General features: G+C 69.5%; 19 protein-coding genes and 1 pseudogene. 6 read left to right on the top strand and 14 right to left on the bottom strand.

The window, feature by feature from the left end:
- The first annotated feature begins 14 nt into the window (after positions 1 to 14).
- Both FHR56_RS09820 and FHR56_RS09815 read left to right on the top strand, forming a co-directional pair.
- On the top strand, positions 15 to 623 hold the full coding sequence (locus FHR56_RS09820) for an N-acetylmuramidase (RefSeq protein WP_160948051.1): 609 nt from the start codon (positions 15 to 17) through the stop codon (positions 621 to 623).
- A 159-nt stretch (positions 624 to 782) separates the two neighbouring features.
- Positions 783 to 956, top strand: a complete 174-nt coding sequence (locus FHR56_RS09815) for a DUF1328 family protein (protein ID WP_160948036.1) — start codon at positions 783 to 785, stop codon at positions 954 to 956.
- Between the two features lie 95 nt (positions 957 to 1051).
- Here FHR56_RS09815 and FHR56_RS09810 read toward each other — a convergent pair whose 3' ends face one another.
- The 3 genes from FHR56_RS09810 to FHR56_RS09800 all read right to left on the bottom strand — a co-directional run bounded on the left by FHR56_RS09810 (position 1052) and on the right by FHR56_RS09800 (position 4611).
- The gene (locus tag FHR56_RS09810; RefSeq protein ID WP_019796935.1) at positions 1052 to 1219 is read right to left on the bottom strand and encodes a hypothetical protein; all 168 of its coding nucleotides are present in this window, start codon (positions 1217 to 1219) and stop codon (positions 1052 to 1054) included.
- A gap of 134 nt (positions 1220 to 1353) precedes the next feature.
- On the bottom strand, positions 1354 to 2754 hold the full coding sequence (locus tag FHR56_RS09805; RefSeq protein ID WP_160948035.1) for a serine protease: 1401 nt from the start codon (positions 2752 to 2754) through the stop codon (positions 1354 to 1356).
- A gap of 255 nt (positions 2755 to 3009) precedes the next feature.
- Positions 3010 to 4611, bottom strand: a complete 1602-nt coding sequence (locus tag FHR56_RS09800) for a PQQ-binding-like beta-propeller repeat protein (protein WP_160948050.1) — start codon at positions 4609 to 4611, stop codon at positions 3010 to 3012.
- 508 nt (positions 4612 to 5119) lie between these two features.
- On the opposite strand from FHR56_RS09800, the gene FHR56_RS09795 reads away from it, so the two are divergent.
- The gene (locus tag FHR56_RS09795; protein WP_160948034.1) at positions 5120 to 5926 is read left to right on the top strand and encodes an SGNH/GDSL hydrolase family protein; all 807 of its coding nucleotides are present in this window, start codon (positions 5120 to 5122) and stop codon (positions 5924 to 5926) included.
- A 100-nt stretch (positions 5927 to 6026) separates the two neighbouring features.
- Here FHR56_RS09795 and FHR56_RS09790 read toward each other — a convergent pair whose 3' ends face one another.
- Together FHR56_RS09790 and FHR56_RS09785 are read right to left on the bottom strand one after the other, a co-directional pair.
- Positions 6027 to 6737 (bottom strand): rRNA pseudouridine synthase, encoded by a 711-nt coding sequence (locus FHR56_RS09790; protein WP_160948033.1) that lies wholly within the window; start codon positions 6735 to 6737, stop codon positions 6027 to 6029.
- A 67-nt stretch (positions 6738 to 6804) separates the two neighbouring features.
- Positions 6805 to 7302 (bottom strand): YgjP-like metallopeptidase domain-containing protein, encoded by a 498-nt coding sequence (locus FHR56_RS09785; protein WP_160948032.1) that lies wholly within the window; start codon positions 7300 to 7302, stop codon positions 6805 to 6807.
- 116 nt (positions 7303 to 7418) lie between these two features.
- Between FHR56_RS09785 and FHR56_RS09780 the strand changes: the two genes are divergently transcribed.
- Together FHR56_RS09780 and FHR56_RS09775 are read left to right on the top strand one after the other, a co-directional pair.
- Positions 7419 to 7952 carry a DUF2058 domain-containing protein gene (locus FHR56_RS09780; RefSeq protein ID WP_160948031.1) on the top strand — a complete coding sequence of 178 codons (534 nt, stop codon included), beginning with the start codon at positions 7419 to 7421 and terminating at the stop codon, positions 7950 to 7952.
- A 115-nt stretch (positions 7953 to 8067) separates the two neighbouring features.
- Positions 8068 to 8334 carry a DksA/TraR family C4-type zinc finger protein gene (locus FHR56_RS09775; protein ID WP_160948030.1) on the top strand — a complete coding sequence of 89 codons (267 nt, stop codon included), beginning with the start codon at positions 8068 to 8070 and terminating at the stop codon, positions 8332 to 8334.
- Positions 8335 to 8337: 3 nt separating this feature from the next.
- Here the strand turns inward: FHR56_RS09775 and FHR56_RS09770 are convergent, their stop codons facing one another.
- From FHR56_RS09770 to FHR56_RS09735, 8 genes and pseudogenes are all read right to left on the bottom strand, one after another.
- Positions 8338 to 8604, bottom strand: coding sequence for a DUF2789 domain-containing protein (locus FHR56_RS09770; protein ID WP_160948029.1), 267 nt, complete (start codon positions 8602 to 8604; stop codon positions 8338 to 8340).
- Positions 8605 to 8708: 104 nt separating this feature from the next.
- Complete coding sequence (locus tag FHR56_RS09765; RefSeq protein ID WP_160948028.1) at positions 8709 to 9287, bottom strand: mechanosensitive ion channel domain-containing protein; 579 nt, start codon at positions 9285 to 9287, stop codon at positions 8709 to 8711.
- Positions 9288 to 9375: 88 nt separating this feature from the next.
- On the bottom strand, positions 9376 to 10170 hold the full coding sequence (locus FHR56_RS09760) for an EAL domain-containing protein (RefSeq protein ID WP_160948027.1): 795 nt from the start codon (positions 10168 to 10170) through the stop codon (positions 9376 to 9378).
- A gap of 242 nt (positions 10171 to 10412) precedes the next feature.
- Positions 10413 to 10613, bottom strand: coding sequence for a hypothetical protein (locus tag FHR56_RS09755; RefSeq protein WP_019797700.1), 201 nt, complete (start codon positions 10611 to 10613; stop codon positions 10413 to 10415).
- A 16-nt stretch (positions 10614 to 10629) separates the two neighbouring features.
- Positions 10630 to 10956, bottom strand: coding sequence for a YkgJ family cysteine cluster protein (locus FHR56_RS09750; RefSeq protein ID WP_160948026.1), 327 nt, complete (start codon positions 10954 to 10956; stop codon positions 10630 to 10632).
- Positions 10957 to 11274: 318 nt separating this feature from the next.
- On the bottom strand, positions 11275 to 12633 hold the full coding sequence (locus FHR56_RS09745; RefSeq protein WP_160948025.1) for an Hsp70 family protein: 1359 nt from the start codon (positions 12631 to 12633) through the stop codon (positions 11275 to 11277).
- A 121-nt stretch (positions 12634 to 12754) separates the two neighbouring features.
- Positions 12755 to 13225, bottom strand: coding sequence for a peptidylprolyl isomerase (locus tag FHR56_RS09740; protein ID WP_160948024.1), 471 nt, complete (start codon positions 13223 to 13225; stop codon positions 12755 to 12757).
- A 126-nt stretch (positions 13226 to 13351) separates the two neighbouring features.
- Positions 13352 to 14290, bottom strand: a pseudogene (locus FHR56_RS09735) (cation diffusion facilitator family transporter); the annotation flags it as partial.
- A 96-nt stretch (positions 14291 to 14386) separates the two neighbouring features.
- Here FHR56_RS09735 and FHR56_RS09730 point away from each other — a divergent pair.
- Positions 14387 to 14728, top strand: coding sequence for a zinc ribbon domain-containing protein YjdM (locus FHR56_RS09730; protein ID WP_160948022.1), 342 nt, complete (start codon positions 14387 to 14389; stop codon positions 14726 to 14728).
- A 297-nt stretch (positions 14729 to 15025) separates the two neighbouring features.
- Here FHR56_RS09730 and FHR56_RS09725 read toward each other — a convergent pair whose 3' ends face one another.
- Positions 15026 to 16114 (bottom strand): alkene reductase, encoded by a 1089-nt coding sequence (locus FHR56_RS09725; protein ID WP_160948021.1) that lies wholly within the window; start codon positions 16112 to 16114, stop codon positions 15026 to 15028.
- Positions 16115 to 16168 lie beyond the last annotated feature (54 nt).

The following is a 16168-nucleotide window of genomic DNA, read 5'->3' as shown; positions in this document are numbered from 1 at the left end:
ACGCTGTTGGCAACCTGCATCGTCCGCGAGGAGTTCGCCATGGCTTCGTCGACCTGTATCTCCCGCAGTTGCTGCGCTTCGAAGGCGGCTTCGTTGACGATCCGGACAATCCGGGCGGCGCCACCAACTACGGCATCAGCCTGGCCACCTTCCAGCGTGATGCGCAGGCGCTGCTGGGCGAGGCGCCGACCCTGCAGGCCTTGCGCGCGCTGACCGTGCAGCAGGCTGCGGCGATCTACAAGCAGGTGTACTGGGACGGGATCGGCGCCGACCAGATCGCCTCGCAGCCCCTGGCCGAGCTCGTGTTCGATTTCTACGTCAACGCCGGTAAGGTGGCGATCGAGCTGTTGCAGCGCGTCCTGCAGCAACTGGGCGCGACGGACGTGGTGGTCGATGGCGCGATGGGCCCAACCACCCTGGCGGCCCTGGCCAGCGCCGACCCGGCGCAGGTGTATGCGCAGTACCGGCAGCAACGGATCGCCTACTACCAGCGCCTGGTGGCGGAGCGACCGGCCGACGCCAAGTTCCTGGCCGGCTGGCTGCGCCGCGCGGAATGGTTTCCGCCAAGCCTGCCGGCGGATGCGTCGTCACCGCCGCAGACCGCGCAGCACGGGACCGCCTGAGCGGTCGCGCGCCGCGCCACGCGTGTACGGCGCGTGCATCTGCGTTTCACCGCCTGCGCATGCCGCGCTGGCTAGTCTCCCGGACAAGCGTCGGCCGTTGCCGATGCCACCGCACGCCGTTATGGCGTGCGCCTGTCCTCGTTTCGGGAAGACCGCATCATGATCAAGTGGGCCATCATCATCGCCATCATCGGACTCATCGCCGGCGCGCTCGGCTTCAGCGGCGTGGCGGGCGCAGCGATGGGCGTCGCCAAGTTCCTGTTCTGGGCCGGCATCGCCATCGCCCTGGTGCTGTTCGTGCTGGGCACCATGCTGGCCAAGAAGGTCAGTTGAGCCCAAGACCGGGCAGGTCGCGTTGAGCAGGCGCGGCCGGCAGACGGGTAGACGCGCCACGGTGGCCAGCAGCCGCCTGCTGCGTCGCCGTCGCCCTAAGCGTCGCTGGCGGTATCGGGGTCGTTTTGCGCGGCGGCATCGTCGGACGCCGGTTTGGCCGCTGCGGCGCGCGCTTCGCGCTTGCGCGCTTCTTTTTCTTCCTGCTGTTTCTTCTTGGCCAGCTCGCGCTGACGTTTCTCGAAGGAGTAGTTGGGCTTGGCCAATGCGCATCTGCCGGTGAGGGAGTGCGCCGAGTGTAGCCGGTGTGCGCCATCGGCGTACGAAACGGACAGGCCGCCCGTGTGAGACGGCCTGTCCTAGGCGCAGGTGCGGGAGTACGGCCCTCCCGGACCTTGGCTTACGGGCTCAGATACTGCTGGATCGACGAATACACGTCGGCGAAGCGCGAGTAATAATCGGGATCGCTCGGTGCGCTGCAGTACGAGGTGCCGCCATACAGGCCGCCGCGCAATTGGTAGGCGCCGCTGCTGTTGACGGTGAACAGGCCGGAGCCGGACGAGCCGCCTTCGGTGACGCCGGTACTCCACTGCACGCGGTACAGCGGCGACTTGCCGTCGATGGAGCTGGACAGCGCGGTGACCTTGCCCAGCGAGTACTTCTTGACGTCGCCGGCGGGGTGATGGATGCCTTCGATCGCGGTGCCGGTCGAGCCGATCGCCGAACTGCTCCAGCCCGCATAGAACGCGCCGCTGGGCGGAGTACTCTTCAGCTCCAGCAGCGAGGTGTCGCGGGTGGTGTTGGCATGACGCAGGTAGGCGCCGCCACCGAGCGTGGTGTAGTTGGAATTGACCGTGGAGCCGCCGCAGGTGGTGGCGTCGTAGAACCAGTAGGTCTGCAGCGTGTTGGCCACGGTCTGGGTGCTGATGCAGTGCGCCGCCGTCCAGAACAGCGGCTTCTTCGGCGAGTTGCTGTTGTTGAGCAGGGTGCCGGTGCACAGGTAGGTGCTGCCGCCGCTGGTGAAGGTCATGCGCGCCACCGACTTGGCCGCCGAGGTGAAGCCGGAGGTCGGACTGGCGCGGCAGACGATGTCGCGCTCGCACGAATCGCTCTCGCCGATCATCGGCCGCATCATCGTGTCGCTGGCGACCGGGCTGATGTCCAGGTGCGACAGCTGCGGGATCTTCAGAGCGAAGCCCTGCGGATACTGGCCCGCCGGCAGTTCGATCTCCACCACCATGCGCGCGCCGGCGATCACCGCCGACCAGCCGGGCTGGCTGCCGGCGAAATCGGCGCCGCTCTGCTGGAATACGCGACCGTCTTCGCCGGCGAAGCGCAGCGTCGCCTTGCCCGGATCGCCGGGCTGGGCGCCGCTGCCGCTGAGCTGCAGCGCCGCGCGCAGCGCCTGCGCGTTGGCCGAGACGATTTCGAAACTGGTCACCTGGGCGCCGTTGGGCAGGGTCTGCCAACGCAGGCGGCGCAGGTTGATCTCGGGCTTGGCGACGTCGCGGGAGAAGCCGATCTGCAGCGGCTGGCCGTTCTTGACCTGTTGCCCGCGCGCCTGCTTCATCGCCGCGGCCTTGCTGCTGTCGGGGGCGGCCAGGTCGATCAGGCGCGGCGCGTGCGCGCTGCCCGGGGTGAGGCTGCGCAGTTCCGCGCCGCCGAGTGCGGCGGCATCCGGGCGCGCTTCGACCGGGGCGGAGTCCATCTCGGCTGCTGGGGGAGTGGCAGCCATGGCGACGGGGGACATGCCGGCAATGCCGGCCAGCAACGCCAGATACAACGCATGCTTGCGATTCATCGATCTTCCTTCTGCGAAGAGGGACGAGACCATCCGGCAGGGGACCGGATGCCGTTGCACCCGAGTTCAGGGTGCCTGCCGAGGCTACGGACGACGCCACGATGATTGCGTGCCAGGCGTCACGCTCGGGAGGCCGGTTTCGTAGACAGCTGCTCACATTGCGTGTGATGGCGGGTTATGCGCGACGCATAAAAAAGCCTCCCCTGCTTGCGCAGGAGAGGCGATGCGATCCGCGTGACGCGACGCAGTGGGCGCTCAGCGGCGCCGGTTCGACGGCACGAACTTGTACAGCTTGTTGACGCCGGTGCCGAAGTTGAAGCGACTGTAGCCGGCGCCCCAGTACACCGCGCCATCGACGATCGCCGGCGCGCTGGACACCGAACCGCCGGCATCGAAGCTCCACAGGGTGGCGCCGGTCTTGGCGTCAAGCACGGTCATCGCGCCGGACATCGAACCGGCATAGACCAAGCCCGGCGACGCGGCCAGCGGGCCGCGGCCGCCCGCGCCGAACGCGGTCTGCACCGGGTCGGTGCCCGGCACCTTGACCTGCCAGAGGATCTTGCCGCTGGCCGCATCCAGCGCGGCCCAGGAGCCGGCATTCCAGGTCTCGGTGTTTCCCGGCGCCAGGGTGTAGGGCGTGTGCTCGTTGTTGTTGATGGCCACGTACACGCGCGCGGCGAACGGATCCACCGACGAGCCCCATTCGATGCCGCCGGCGGTGCCGCCCGGGCCCACCTGGGTCGACCACACGGTCTGCCCGCTGTCGGCGTCGAACGCCCAGTAGACGCCGCTCTTCTGGCCGGCACCGACCAGCGCCTGCGGCTTGCCGTTGCGGATCACCGTGAACAGGTTGGCGCCGCCGCCGCTGAAGTCGTAGTCCGGTCCCTGCGGGTCCTGGCACAGGCCGTTGGTCGGCGCCACCAGGCACGACAGCGACCAGGCGTCGGCGCCCTGCAGGCGGCGCGTCCACACCGGCTTGCCGCTGCGCATGTCCAGCGCCAGCACCGAGTCGACGTAGTTGTCCGGCGCCATGCACGCCAGCTGCGCGGTCTTGTCGCCGTTGGCGTTCTTGACGCAACTGGCCACGTCGGTCGGCACCGAGTAGTTGTTGCCGGTGGTGGCGTAGACGCGCTGGCGCAGCGGATCGATCGCCAGCGTGCCCCACACCGACGCACCGGTGTAGCCCTCCGGCGCGGTGCGGAAGCTCCACAGCAGCTTGCCGGTCTTCAGGTCCAGTGCGGCGACGCTGCCGCGGAAGGTGTACTTGTAGCCGGCGCTCAGCCCGCCCCAGTCACCCGAGGAGACGCCGACGTACACGCGGTCGCCGTAGATCACCGGCGAGGCGGTGATGCGCGCCTGCGGGTTGGATTCGACCAGGGTCTTCCACAGCAGCTTGCCGGTGGTCTTGTCGATCGCCAGCACGGTGCCGCTGGCCTGGTCGCCGACCAGGACGCTGTCGCGCGCGATCGCCGGGCTGTTGCGCGACAACGAACCGGCGATGCCGGTGTAGTCGGACAGCTTCACCTGCCACACCGCCTTGCCCAGGTCGGTGTCGATGCGATACAGCTGGCCGCCCCAATCGGGCACGTACAGCGCCGTGCCCTGCACGGTCGGCGTGGCCGACACGTCGCCTTGCGTGGTGAAGGTCCACGCGGTCTTCAGGCGCGCCGCGTTGAACGGGGTGATCTGCCATTCGCCGGGCGCGAAGCGGGTGTTGAGGAAGCCGCCGCCGGCGCTTTCCCAGAGGTTGTGCGTGGCGAACGGCGTGCCGCCGGAGAAGGTGCTGCGCCATTGTGCGCTGGCGGCGGTGGCGTCGGTCGTCGCCGCTGCGGTGCCTGCGGACTGCGCCATCGCCATTGCGCTGAACATCAAGCCGGGAATCAACGCCAGCCGCAGGCGGGAGTGGTTCTGGTGTGCATCACGCGTTTTCATGGATGTCCTTCGGGCCTGGGAGTGAGGATCCCCCCGTCACGTCCGCGGCCATCCTAGAAGCGGAAATCCTTGCGTGTCATGTACTTACGAAAAAGTTAGGGCGCTCGCAAAAGGTTGCGGCGATAGCGAAAAACAATGGCGACAGCATCGCCCTGTCATCGTGTCGGCATCCACGTGACGCAGGTCGGGCCATGGTGCGAGGGCGGTCGCGGCCGTGCGTTGCATTGCATCGACAGGGCGCCGCGCGACGTGCCGACGTAGCGCGTGGCGATATGTGCTGTCGATGCTGAGCACAGGATTCGACGCGTGAGCGCGGACTGAATCGCGGTGCAGCGCGAGGCGTCTGGCGCTGCCGCTGCGGCGATGCCGCATGGCCGATGCGCGCGCTTGGTTACACTGTGCGATCACCGTTGTCCGCACAAGGAATGCCTCGATGAAATGCCCCTCGCTGTTGTCCCTCGCCATCGCGCTGTGCGCCACTGCCGCCGGTGCCGTGCAGGCGGCAACGCCGGCGTCCACCGCCGCGCTGGAGGGCAAGGTCGATGCGCTGTACACGCGTGCGCCGGACACGCTCAAGCCCGACGAAGTGAAGGCGATGCAGCAGCGCCTGCTGGACTGGGCGCAATTGCAGCGCTATCGCGCCGACAATGCCGCGCTGCCGGCGCCGGCAGCGGACGCGCCGCGCGTGGTCTTCTATGGCGATTCCATCACCGACGCGTGGGGCCGCCGCGAAGGCACCACGTTCTTCCCCGGCAAGTCCGCCTACGTCAACCGCGGCATTTCCGGGCAGACCACCGCGCAGATGCTGGTGCGCTTCCGCCAGGACGTGATCGACCTGAAGCCGGCGGTGGTGGTGATCCTGGCCGGCACCAACGATCTGGCCGGCAACACCGGGCTGTCCACGCTGGAGATGATCGAGGACAACCTGCGCTCGATGACCGAACTGGCCCAGGCCCACCACATCAAGGTGGTGCTGGCCTCGGTGCTGCCGGTCACCGACTATCCGTGGCGGCCGGGCCTGCAGCCGGCGCAGAAGGTGCGTGCGCTCAATGCCTGGATGCAGCAGTACGCGCAGCAGCAGGGCGCGGTGTACCTGGATTACTACAGCAAGCTGAGCAACCATGACGGCGGCATGGACAAGACCGTGGCCATCGATGGCGTGCACCCCAACAACGCCGGCTATGCGGTGATGGCGCCGCTGGCCGAGCAGGCGATCCAGCGCGCGCTCGCGCAGCCCTGATCCACCGCGCGCGCTCTAGCCCCTCTCCCGCCGGGAGAGGGGTGGGGGTGAGGGTCGGGTCGCTGGCAACAACGATCGTCGCCGCAGCAACCGCCACCGCTCAGAACCGCTCGCCGTCCGGCAGATAACGCCATTCGCCCGGCGCCAGCTTGCCCAGCGGGATGCGGCCGATGCGCAGGCGGCGCAGCCCGCTCACCTCCAGCCCGACCTGCGCGCACATGTCGCGCAACTGGCCCGGGTGCACGTGCTTGATCGCAAAGCGCAGGCGCTGTTCGCTCTGCCAGCTGACCTTGCACGGCGGCAGCGTGCGCTGTCCATGGCGCAGGCCATGCGCGAGCCGGTGCAGGCCGTAGGGCTGCAACGTGCCGTCGACCTCCACCACGAACTCCTGCTCCAGCGTGGCCGCGTCCTCGCTCAGTCGCCGCAGCACGCGGCGGTCCTGGCTCAGCACCAGCAGTCCGCTGGCTTCGGTTTCCAGTGGCAGCGGCATGCTCAGGCGCAGGAAATGGCGCTTGAGCACACGCACGTCGCTGGCATCCAGCGCGCTGCGGTGGGCGGGCGTCGCCAGCGCGAGCGCCTCTTCGGCGCGCATGCCGGCCGGCTTGTGCAGCAGCAGGGTCACCGCCTGTGCCGGGCCGAGTTGCGCGTCAGGCGCCAGCGTCACCTGCTGGTTGGTGATCGGCGTCTGCGGTTCCTCGACCACCATGCCGTCCACGCTGACCCAGCCGCCTTCGATGTACTGCTGCGCCTCGCCGCGCGAACACGGCAGCAGGGCGGCGAGATGCTTGTCGAGACGGACGGGGCTGGACATCGGCGGTGCGGCGATCGGTCGGGGGCGCAGTGTACGGGCGTCGCGGGGGCGCTGCCACGCAGCGGTGTCAGCGCTCGCCCAGTTCCAGCTGGGTCAGGTACAGGCGCAGGTCGAACTCCAGCCGGTGGTAGTCCGGCACCATGTGCGCGCACAGCTGGTAGAAGGCCTTGTTGTGCGCGCTCTCCTTCAGATGCGCCAGTTCGTGGGCGACGATCATCGGCAGGAACGCCGCCGGGGCATCGCGGAACACCCCGGCGATGCGGATCTCGCGGCTGGCCTTGAGCTTGCCGCCCTGTACCCGCGACACCGTGGTGTGGGTGCCCAACGCGTGCTTCACCGCCTGCAGGCGGTTGTCGTAGATCACCTTGTGCAGCGGCTCGGCGCTGCGCATGCAGCGGTCCTTCAGTGCCTGGGTGTAGTCGTACAACTGGCGATCGGTGCGCACCGCATTGGCCTCGGGGTAGCGGCTGCGCAGCCAGTCGCCCAGGCGCTGGCGCGCGATCAGCTCGCGCACCTGGTCCAGGACCTGGGGCGGGTAGCCGACGAGATAGCGCAGGGTGTCCATGCCGCCACCTTAGCGTGCCGCGTGCGGCAGGGCATCCGGCACCAGCGCCTTCGCGGGCGGCTGCCGGCGCTGCGGGTATCATGCGGCTCCCTAATCCGAGTCCGTGGACGCTTCCGATGCGCAATCCCCTGCAGGAGCAACTGCTCAAGGCCGGCCTGGTGAAGAAGAGCCAGGTGGCGCAGGTCGCACGCGAGCAGGCCAAGGCGCGCCAGGGCAAGACCCCGCCGCCGCCCAGCGCCGAGCAGCGCGAGAGCGAGCGGGTGCGGCAGGAGCGGGTGGAGCGCGACCGCGCGCTGTCCGCCGAACGCAACGCGCAGGCGCGTGCGCAGGAGCAGCGTGCGCAGGCGCGGCAACTGGTCGAAAGCCACAAGCTCAAGGCCGACGGCGAGATCGACTACCACTTCACCGATGCCGGCAAGATCCAGCGGCTGCGCGTGGATGCGGCGCTGCGCACGCAACTGATCGCCGGCAGCGTGGTGATCGCGCGGCTGGAGGCCGGCTACGTGCCGATCCCGCGTGCGGTGGTGGACAGGATCGTCGCCCGCGATCCGGCGACCATCGTGTTCGATGCGCTGGCGGCAACGCCGGCCAGCGGCGAGGACGATCCCTACTACAGCCAGTTCGAGGTGCCGGACGATCTGATCTGGTGACGCCCGCCGTCCACATCGGCGCCGCATGAATGTCCCGGAAAAGTGAAGCCGGCGTGCATTGCATTCGCCGGGGGCGGCCGCATCATTCAGACAGGGCAACAGTGCGGAGACGGCCATGGCCACTGGGTGGGCAGGCGACAGCGCGGTGCAGGACCAGATCGATGCGACCGTCGAGGATGCGATCAAGCGGGCGCGGAGCCAACTGCCGCAGGGCCCGGGACTGAGCCGCTGCGAAGACTGCGACGCGCCGATTCCCGAGGCGCGGCGCAAGGCCGTGCCGGGCGTGCGCCTGTGCGTGGCCTGCCAGGACGCGCAGGACCGCGCGCAGCACGAGCACAGCGGCTACAACCGCCGCGGCAGCAAGGACAGCCAGCTGCGTTGACGCTTAGCCGGCGTGGTCGGCGCCTGGCGTCGTGGGCCGTGCGTGCAGGGCGATGTTGAGCTGATCGACCACGACCGCCCAGTCGGCGTCTTCCAGGCGTTCCTCGCGCAACAGCTGCGCCTGCGCCGGGGTCCAGAACGGTGCTTCTTCCAGGCGCATGTCATCGGGCAGTGGCGCGTGCTGGGCGATGAACTGGCGAATCTCGCCTTCGCTGTTGGGCAGGCCAAGTTGGGCGAAAAGGTCGGCGAACGGGGGGATGACGGGTTCCATGCTGTACCTGGTCGGAAGGGGAGATCGCCGCGCAAGGCGGCTGGCAGCGACCATACCGGCTGCGCCATGTGGATGGCGTCAGCATCGCTGATGTCGCGGCGTTTTCAGCCGAGTCCGGGCGGAACCGGGTGGCCGCGCCAGCGGCGCGTGCTGCGCTGGAAGAACAGGCTGTTGGGGATCTGCAGCACGCTCTCGCCGTCACCGTCGCGTTCCTCGCGCAGCGTGGTGTAGATCAGGTTGATGTCGATCACTTGGCCCTTCAGGCCCGGCTTCTCGCCGTTCTCCAGCAGCTCGATGTGGTCGTGCAGGCGGAACGGGCGCGTGGTGAAGATCAGCAGCGTGCAGAAGATGTTGGACAGCACGCTCCAGGCGGCGAAGAACGCCACCGCCGCGACCGCGGCGAATCCGGTGAAGGCGGTCCACAGCACGGTGCCGGAGACGCCGAAGCGGTCCAGGATCAGCAGCAGCGCCGCGGCGTAGATCACGAAGCCGCTGCCGCGACGCGCCATCAGCACCAGTTCCGGCGGCAGCGCGTGATGCTCGCCCAGGCGCCGGATCAGCCGCCGCAGCAGGGTGCGCAGCAACCACGCCGCAAGCACGATCAGCACGATCTGCGCGCCGGGCACGATCACATCGAGCCAGCGGTGCGTCCATGGCGGCAACAAGGTATGGAGCGGAGGCATCGCACATCGGACAACGCAGGGGGACTGCGATGGTCGCAAGCGAGGCCGTTGCGGGCAAGTCGTGCTGCGTGTGCTTGCGGCGGCCCGTTTAGTCGGCGCGCTCCAGCGCGTCCCACTGCGCCTCGGTGATCTCGGGCAGCGCCTCCAGCGCCGGCCTGGCGAACAGATAGCCCTGGTAGAGGTCGATGCCCAGCGCACGCAGTGCGCGGTACTCGGCGGGCGTTTCCACGCCCTCGGCGAGGATGCGGCAGCCCAGCGGCGCGGCCATCGCGACGATGCCGCCGACGATGTGGCGGCGCGCGGCGCTGCCGTCGATGCCACGGATCAGCGCCATGTCCAGCTTGATCAGGTGCGGCTGGAAATCGGCGAGCAGGTTCAGGCCGGAGTGGCCGGCGCCGAAGTCGTCGATCGCAGTGAGGAAGCCGCGCTGCGCATAGTCGCGCAGGATGCGCACGACCTTGGGCAGGTCGGCGACGCGTTCGGATTCGCTCATTTCGAAGATCAGGTCGCCGGTGGGCACGCCGAAGTGCTCGGCCGCCTTCAGGGTCAGGCGGATGCAGGTCGCCGGCTCGTACACCGCATTGGGGATGAAGTTGATCGACAGGCGCGTGCGCAAACCCAACTGCGCGGCGGTGGCGATGGCCTGCACCCGGCAGGTCTGGTCGAAGCGGTACATCTGCTCGGGGCGCACCCGCGCCAATACCGCCGCTGCACCGCTGCCGTCCTCGCCGCGCACCAGCGCCTCGTAGGCGTAGATCGAGCGGCTGGCGGCATCGACGATCGGCTGGAATGCCATGCGCACGGCGAAATCCAGCGGCTCGCCATCGCGACAGTTGCCGCAGGCGGGCTGGCCGAGTTCGGCGGACAGAGAGCGCAGGAGCATGCCGAAGCGAGACCTTGGACGAGACCGCAGTATGCGCTTCCGGCGTGAAGACGGCGCCGTGCCTTCGGGCCGGCGCGGGATTTCCCGAGGGGCGCCGCGTTGGACGCCCCGTCGGTACGGACGTCGTGGTGACGCGCCTAGCGCCGCGTCGCCGCTCAGCGTGGACCGGCCACGTCCTCGCGGTGTGCTGCCGCAGGCAAACGCAATCGCGGCGCGGCATGCTCGGGGGTGGACGACACGCCCTAGCCCGCGTCGGCGACGTCGACCTTCTTCAGCACGCGGGTAGTGCCGAGCACCTCGACGCGGCCACCGGCCTGATGGAATGCGGCCAGGTCGGCCTCGATGCGCTCGCGGCTGAGGCCCTTTTGCGCCTTGTCGCCGGCGCTGGCGCCACGCGCGTTCCTGGCGCTGGGCGAAGCGGTGTTGCCGGTGGGTCGTGCCATGCTGGAACTCCTGCAGTCAGTACATCGTCAGGGGAATGCCACGGGTCAGTTGCTCGTGGTGGGTGCGGCGGACCTCGCGGCAGTACGGGCCGGCCATCGCGAACTTGCGGCAGATCCCCGGGCGCTGCGCATAGATCGAGCAGCACATGCGCGCGCCGTCGACCGCCACGCACCAGCCGTCCTCGTCGCGCGCCATCACGTGCAGGCCCTCGCGGGTGTACTCGGTGAGATGCTCGGGGACCTGGTCGTCCGGCATCACCAGCACGGTCAGGCGGCAGCAGATCGCGTCGCAGCGGTCGCAGGCAATGTCGGCGTCGGTCGCGTCCAGCGCGGTTTCGCTCATGCGTGGCCGCCGTGCGCCGGACCTGTCGGTCGGCACGGAGGCTGGAGCGGCGAGGCCAGGCGCTCGGTCTGGCGCGTGGCAAGGGCGGGGGACATGGCGCTTCCGATGGGTCCGGCCCACAGCGGGACGGAGATTGGCGCGAGAAGGAGGCGAGTCGGGCGACAGAAACGGCCGGACGAGACGCGCGTAGCGGCGTGAGACTTGGGCGTGCCGCCATGCTACGCCAGTTGTTGCGGCGCAGTGTGAACGGTGTTGGCCACGGAGATGCGTAGGACGCGAGTGAGATCGGACGCCGCGCGGACGGCTCGCCCGCGCGCGTTAATCCTGCGCGGCGGCCAGCGCCAGGCCCTGCACCACGCCGAACGAGGGATCGCCGTGGACCAGGCGCGCCTGCGGGAACGCCGCGGCGACCAGGCGCTGCAGGTAGCCGGCGCGCGACATGCCGCCGGTCAGGAACACCGCGGCCGGATCGCCGCCGACGTCCTGGCGCACCTGCGCCAGCAGCTCCTGCAGCGCCTCCAGGTAGCTGCGCGCGGCCTGCACCAGTTCCTCGGCCTGCACCTGCACCTGCAGCCCGGCTTCGATGTAGTCCAGGGTTTCCTGGTGCTGCTCGGCGTCGCTGAGGCGGATCTTGCTGCGCTCCACCGCGCGGTACAGGCGCGCGGTGTTGCCGGGTTCCTGCAAGGCCTGCAGGCGCGTGTCGTAGGGGGCCGGCACGGCATCGTAGCGGTGCTGGCGGAAGTCGCGCTGGCGGGTGGTGTCCTGCACCATCGCCGCTTCCACGTAGTGGTGCGAGGGCACGCGGGTGAGGCCGCGGCCGAACTGCGGCATGAATCCGGCCAGGCTCAGCGCCAGGTCGATATCGGTGCCGCCGCGCGGGATGCCCCAGGCGCGGTGCACCTGCGGCGCGGCGTCGCCGCCGACGCTGGCGTAGGCGATGTCGGTGGTGCCGCCGCCGATGTCCACCACCACCGCGGCGTGGCGCTCGCGGCTGACCGCGTGGTAGTGCATCGCCGCGGCGGCCGGTTCCTCCAGGAATGCGACGTCGTCGAAGCCGGCGGTGATCGCCGCGCTGTGCAGGATCTCCAGCGCCTGCGCGTTGCCGGCCTCGCCGATCGAGCTGCGGAACTGCACCGGGCGCCCGAGCAGGGCGCGACGCACCTGCACGCCCAGCTGCTGCGAGGCGGTCAGGCGGATGTGTTCGAGGATGTGCGCGGCGATGCCGGTGATGGTCTGGCGCGCGCGCGGATGCAGGTTGTAGCCCAGCATCGACTTGGGGCTCTGCACCAGGCTGCCTTCGCCCTCGACGAAATACGCGTCCAGTGCGTCGTCGCCGTACACCGCGTTCTGCAGCAGCGCCGCGGAACTGCGCGGCTCGCGCATCTGCGTTTCCATCCACTGCCGGCGCACCACCCGGATCGCGTCGCGGCGCAGCGCCTCGGGGCTGCGTTCGCGCCCGGCGGCGAGCGCATCGCGGCGGCCGGACTCGATCAATTCGTCCACCTGCCGTTCCAGCGCCGGGGTCAGGTCGAATTCGGCCGGGTCGCGCATCACCTCGGGGAAGTACACCGTGGTGCGGAACTGCTGCTGCGTGCCGAAATCGATCGGCACCACGCGGCCGTCGATCGCCGCGGCGGCGGCGGAATTGCTGGTGCCGAAGTCGATACCGAGGCGCATGACGGTGCCGGGGGCGGGAGGGCCGCGCACTGTGGGGCAAGCCGCCGCGCGACGCAAGCGCGGCCCGGAACGCACGAGGCCCGCATCGGCGGGCCTCGTTGAAAACCGGAAACCGGGTCGCTTACAGCGCGGCGCCGGCGTGGCCCTGGTTCTTTTCCTGCTCGGTAGCCTCGCGCACACCGGCCACTTCCACCGCGAAATGCAGTACCTGCCCGGCCAGCGGGTGGTTGCCGTCGATGGTCACCAGCTCTTCGCCGACTTCGGTGACCGTGACCAGCAGCGGGCCCTGGTCGGTCTGCGCCTGGAACTGCATGCCCGGCGCCAGCGATTCGGCATCCGGGAACGAGCGGCGCGGCACCTGCTGCACCAGTTGGTCGTGGCGCGGGCCGTAGCCTTCGGCCGGGATCACGTCGGCCTTGACCGATTCGCCGGTGCGCTTGCCGGTCAGGGCTTTTTCCAGGCCAGGCACGATGTTGCCGGCGCCGTGCAGGTAGCTCAGCGGATTGTCCGGCGAGGACTGGTCGATCACTTCACCGGCATCGTCGGTGAGGGTGTAGTGGATGGTGGCGACAAGCCCGTTGGCGATCTCCATGGGAAACCTCGTTCAGTGAGTAAGGGGGGATACGCCGGCACAGTCACAGCGCGATGAGAGGGGTGCTACCCGGCTACCCTAACGAAAAGCGGCGCAGGGCCGCAAGTCGCGCCTGCACGCCGCCATTCAGGGCGCCGGCTGCCGCAGCGCGGTGCGCCGGGCCAGCCAGGTCTCCGGGGTCTGCGGTTTGACGAACAGCGCCTGTAGTTCCGGGTGCTCGGCGCGCGCGGCCGCCTCGATGCGCTCGATGCAGGCTTCGATCTGCGCGGTGCTGCGCTGGTCCTCGAACTCGGCGCTGAGGGCGGCCACCACCTGGTCCGGTCCCATCTGCACGCTGAGCACGCCGTTGACCGCGCGCACGTCCGGATCGGCGGCGGCGATGCGCCGCAGTGCGTCGCCAAGCGGGCGCGCCGCCGGCTCGCCGATCAGCAAGCCCTTGGTCTCGCGCGCCAGCACGAACGCCGAGCAGGCCAGCACCGCGGCGATGCCGATGGACGCGACCCCATCCAGCTCCGGCATGTCCAGCCACTGCGCGGCGAGCAGCCCGGCCAGCGCGATCAGCAGGCCGACCAGCGCCGCGCTGTCCTCCACCAGCACGGTGAACAGGCTCGGATCCTTGCTCTCGCGGAACGCCTGCACATAGCTCAGGCGGCCCTTGCGTGCGCGGAACTCGCGCAGCGAGATCCACCACGAGCCGCCCTCGAACAGCAGCGACAGCCCCAGCACGATGTAGTTGAGGGTGTGGTCGCTGGCCGGCTGCGGATGGCGGATGTGGGCGATGCCCTCGTACAGCGACACCCCGGCGCCGAGCGCGAACACCAGCAGGGCGACGATGAAGCTCCAGAAGTACAGTTCGCGCCCATGGCCGAACGGATGGGAGGCATCGGCCGGGCGCGCGGCGCGGCGCAGGCCGTACAACAGCAACAGCTCGTTGACCGTGTCCACCAGCGAATGCACGCCTTCGCTGAGCATCGCCGAACTGCCGGAGATCGCCGCGGCGACGAACTTGGCGATGGCGATGGCCAGATTGCCGGCGAGCGCAGCATAGATCGCGAGACGGGACCCGGACGAAGCGGACATGGCATTCCTGCGGCCGCACGGCGGCACGGGGCGGGCGGCTACAATAGGCGGCTCGCCGTCGTTGCCGTATCAAGGATTCCCATGCCCGCCGCACCCGCTTGCCCGCAATGCACCCTGGAAAACACCTATGTCGACGGCGCCAACTGGGTGTGCGCGGACTGCGGCCACGAGTGGCCGGTCGCGGCCGAGGCCGCCAACGACGCGGCGACGGTGGTGCGCGACAGCAACGGCAACGTGCTGCAGGCCGGCGATACGGTGGTGGTGATCAAGGACCTGAAGGTCAAGGGTTCGTCGATCCCGCTCAAGCAGGGCACGGTGATCCGCGGCATCCGCCTGGTCGAGGACGATGCCGAACACATCGAAGGCAACTCGGACAAGATCAAGGGCCTGGTGCTGAAGACCTGCTTCCTGCGCAAGGCCTGATGCTGCGCGGCGTGGCCGTCGCATCCTAGGGCGTGTCACCAATTCCCGAGGATGCCGCGCCTGCCAGGCCCAACCCGAAGGACCGCGATTGCGCGCACCCGTGGCCGCGTCATCGCTCAGGCGTGGACGCACGTCCACTTCCTCGCTCTTCCTCGGCGAGCGGTTGGTGTTCTAGGCGCGCTGGAACCCAACAAGGGCCTCGTGCAGCGGCGTGGCCAATGCTGCACGCTGATCGGAGGTCATCGCCTCCGCTGATGCGGGCGGCGGCACGCGCGTGCCGCCGCCACGCAGTGGGGTTCAATCCAGCGTCGGGTAGTCGGTGTAGCCCTTGGCGCCGCCGCCGTACAGCGTGTCGGCGTCCACCTGGTTCAAGGGCGCATCGCGGCGCAGCCGTTCCACCAGGTCCGGGTTGGCGATGAACGGGCGGCCGAACGCCACCGCATCGGCGCGGCCGGAGGCCACGGTCGCTTCGGCCAGCGCCTTGTCGTAGCCGTTGTTGACCAGCCACGGGCCATGGAACTTGGCGCGCAGCGCGGCATAGTCGAAGGCGATGTTGTCGCGCGGGCCGCCGGTGGCGCCTTCGATCACGTGCACGAAGGCCAGGCCCAGCGGATCCAGGCGTTCCACCGCGCGCTCGAACAGTGGCTGCGGGTCGCTGTCGTGCGCATCGTTGGCCGGGGTCACCGGCGACAGGCGCACGCCGGTGCGGTCGGCGCCGATCTCCTGTGCCACCGCCTGCACCACTTCGAACAGCAGGCGGGTGCGGTTCTCGATGCTGCCGCCGTAGGCGTCGTCGCGGTGGTTGCTGCCGTCGCGCAGGAACTGGTCGATCAAATAGCCGTTGGCGGCATGCACTTCCACGCCGTCGAAGCCGGCGGCGATGGCATTGCGGGCGGCGCGGCGGAAGTCCTCGATCAGCCCGGGGATTTCGTCCAGGCGCAGCGCACGCGGTGCGGAGACATCGGTGAAGCCCTCGGCGGTGAAGGTCTTGGCGTTGGCGCGCAGCGCGCTCGGCGCCACCGGTGCGGCGCCGTCCGGCAGCAGGCTGACGTGGGAGATGCGGCCGACGTGCCACAGCTGCAGCACGATCTTGCCGCCGCGGCGATGTACCTCGTCGGTGACCGTCTTCCAGGCTGCGACCTGGGCGTCGCTGTAGATCCCCGGGGTGTCCTTGTAGCCCTGGCCCATCGGGCTGATCTGGGTCGCCTCGGCAACGATCAGGCCGGCGCTGGCGCGCTGGCCGTAATACTCGGCGGCCAGCGGCGAGGGGATGCGGCCTTCGCCTTCGGCGCGGTTGCGGGTCAGCGGCGCCATCACGATGCGGTTGGCCAGTGCGATCGCGGCCAGGCGCAGCGGCGTGAACAGCGGGGAAGCGGTATCGGTCATCGGTGCGTCTCTCGGTGGTGGGGGTGGGACGGGCGACCTTACGGCGGAGTGCTG

The organism is Xanthomonas sp. F10 (genome assembly GCF_014206815.1).
GTDB classification, from domain to species: domain Bacteria; phylum Pseudomonadota; class Gammaproteobacteria; order Xanthomonadales; family Xanthomonadaceae; genus Xanthomonas_A; species Xanthomonas_A indica.
This window is presented reverse-complemented; position numbering and strand designations above follow the sequence as displayed.

What these genes read in the sequence shown, in the direction of transcription:
- FHR56_RS09815 (WP_160948036.1), top strand. Translation starts at nt 783, where the DNA reads ATGATCAAGTGGGCCATCATCATCGCCATCATCGGACTCATCGCCGGC.
- FHR56_RS09805 (WP_160948035.1), bottom strand. Translation starts at nt 2,754, where the DNA reads ATGAATCGCAAGCATGCGTTGTATCTGGCGTTGCTGGCCGGCATTGCC.
- FHR56_RS09800 (WP_160948050.1), bottom strand. Translation starts at nt 4,611, where the DNA reads ATGGCGATGGCGCAGTCCGCAGGCACCGCAGCGGCGACGACCGACGCC.
- FHR56_RS09795 (WP_160948034.1), top strand. Translation starts at nt 5,120, where the DNA reads ATGAAATGCCCCTCGCTGTTGTCCCTCGCCATCGCGCTGTGCGCCACT.
- FHR56_RS09790 (WP_160948033.1), bottom strand. Translation starts at nt 6,737, where the DNA reads ATGTCCAGCCCCGTCCGTCTCGACAAGCATCTCGCCGCCCTGCTGCCG.
- FHR56_RS09785 (WP_160948032.1), bottom strand. Translation starts at nt 7,302, where the DNA reads ATGGACACCCTGCGCTATCTCGTCGGCTACCCGCCCCAGGTCCTGGAC.
- FHR56_RS09780 (WP_160948031.1), top strand. Translation starts at nt 7,419, where the DNA reads ATGCGCAATCCCCTGCAGGAGCAACTGCTCAAGGCCGGCCTGGTGAAG.
- FHR56_RS09775 (WP_160948030.1), top strand. Translation starts at nt 8,068, where the DNA reads ATGGCCACTGGGTGGGCAGGCGACAGCGCGGTGCAGGACCAGATCGAT.
- FHR56_RS09770 (WP_160948029.1), bottom strand. Translation starts at nt 8,604, where the DNA reads ATGGAACCCGTCATCCCCCCGTTCGCCGACCTTTTCGCCCAACTTGGC.
- FHR56_RS09765 (WP_160948028.1), bottom strand. Translation starts at nt 9,287, where the DNA reads ATGCCTCCGCTCCATACCTTGTTGCCGCCATGGACGCACCGCTGGCTC.
- FHR56_RS09760 (WP_160948027.1), bottom strand. Translation starts at nt 10,170, where the DNA reads ATGCTCCTGCGCTCTCTGTCCGCCGAACTCGGCCAGCCCGCCTGCGGC.
- FHR56_RS09755 (WP_019797700.1), bottom strand. Translation starts at nt 10,613, where the DNA reads ATGGCACGACCCACCGGCAACACCGCTTCGCCCAGCGCCAGGAACGCG.
- FHR56_RS09750 (WP_160948026.1), bottom strand. Translation starts at nt 10,956, where the DNA reads ATGAGCGAAACCGCGCTGGACGCGACCGACGCCGACATTGCCTGCGAC.
- FHR56_RS09745 (WP_160948025.1), bottom strand. Translation starts at nt 12,633, where the DNA reads ATGCGCCTCGGTATCGACTTCGGCACCAGCAATTCCGCCGCCGCCGCG.
- FHR56_RS09740 (WP_160948024.1), bottom strand. Translation starts at nt 13,225, where the DNA reads ATGGAGATCGCCAACGGGCTTGTCGCCACCATCCACTACACCCTCACC.
- FHR56_RS09730 (WP_160948022.1), top strand. Translation starts at nt 14,387, where the DNA reads ATGCCCGCCGCACCCGCTTGCCCGCAATGCACCCTGGAAAACACCTAT.
- FHR56_RS09725 (WP_160948021.1), bottom strand. Translation starts at nt 16,114, where the DNA reads ATGACCGATACCGCTTCCCCGCTGTTCACGCCGCTGCGCCTGGCCGCG.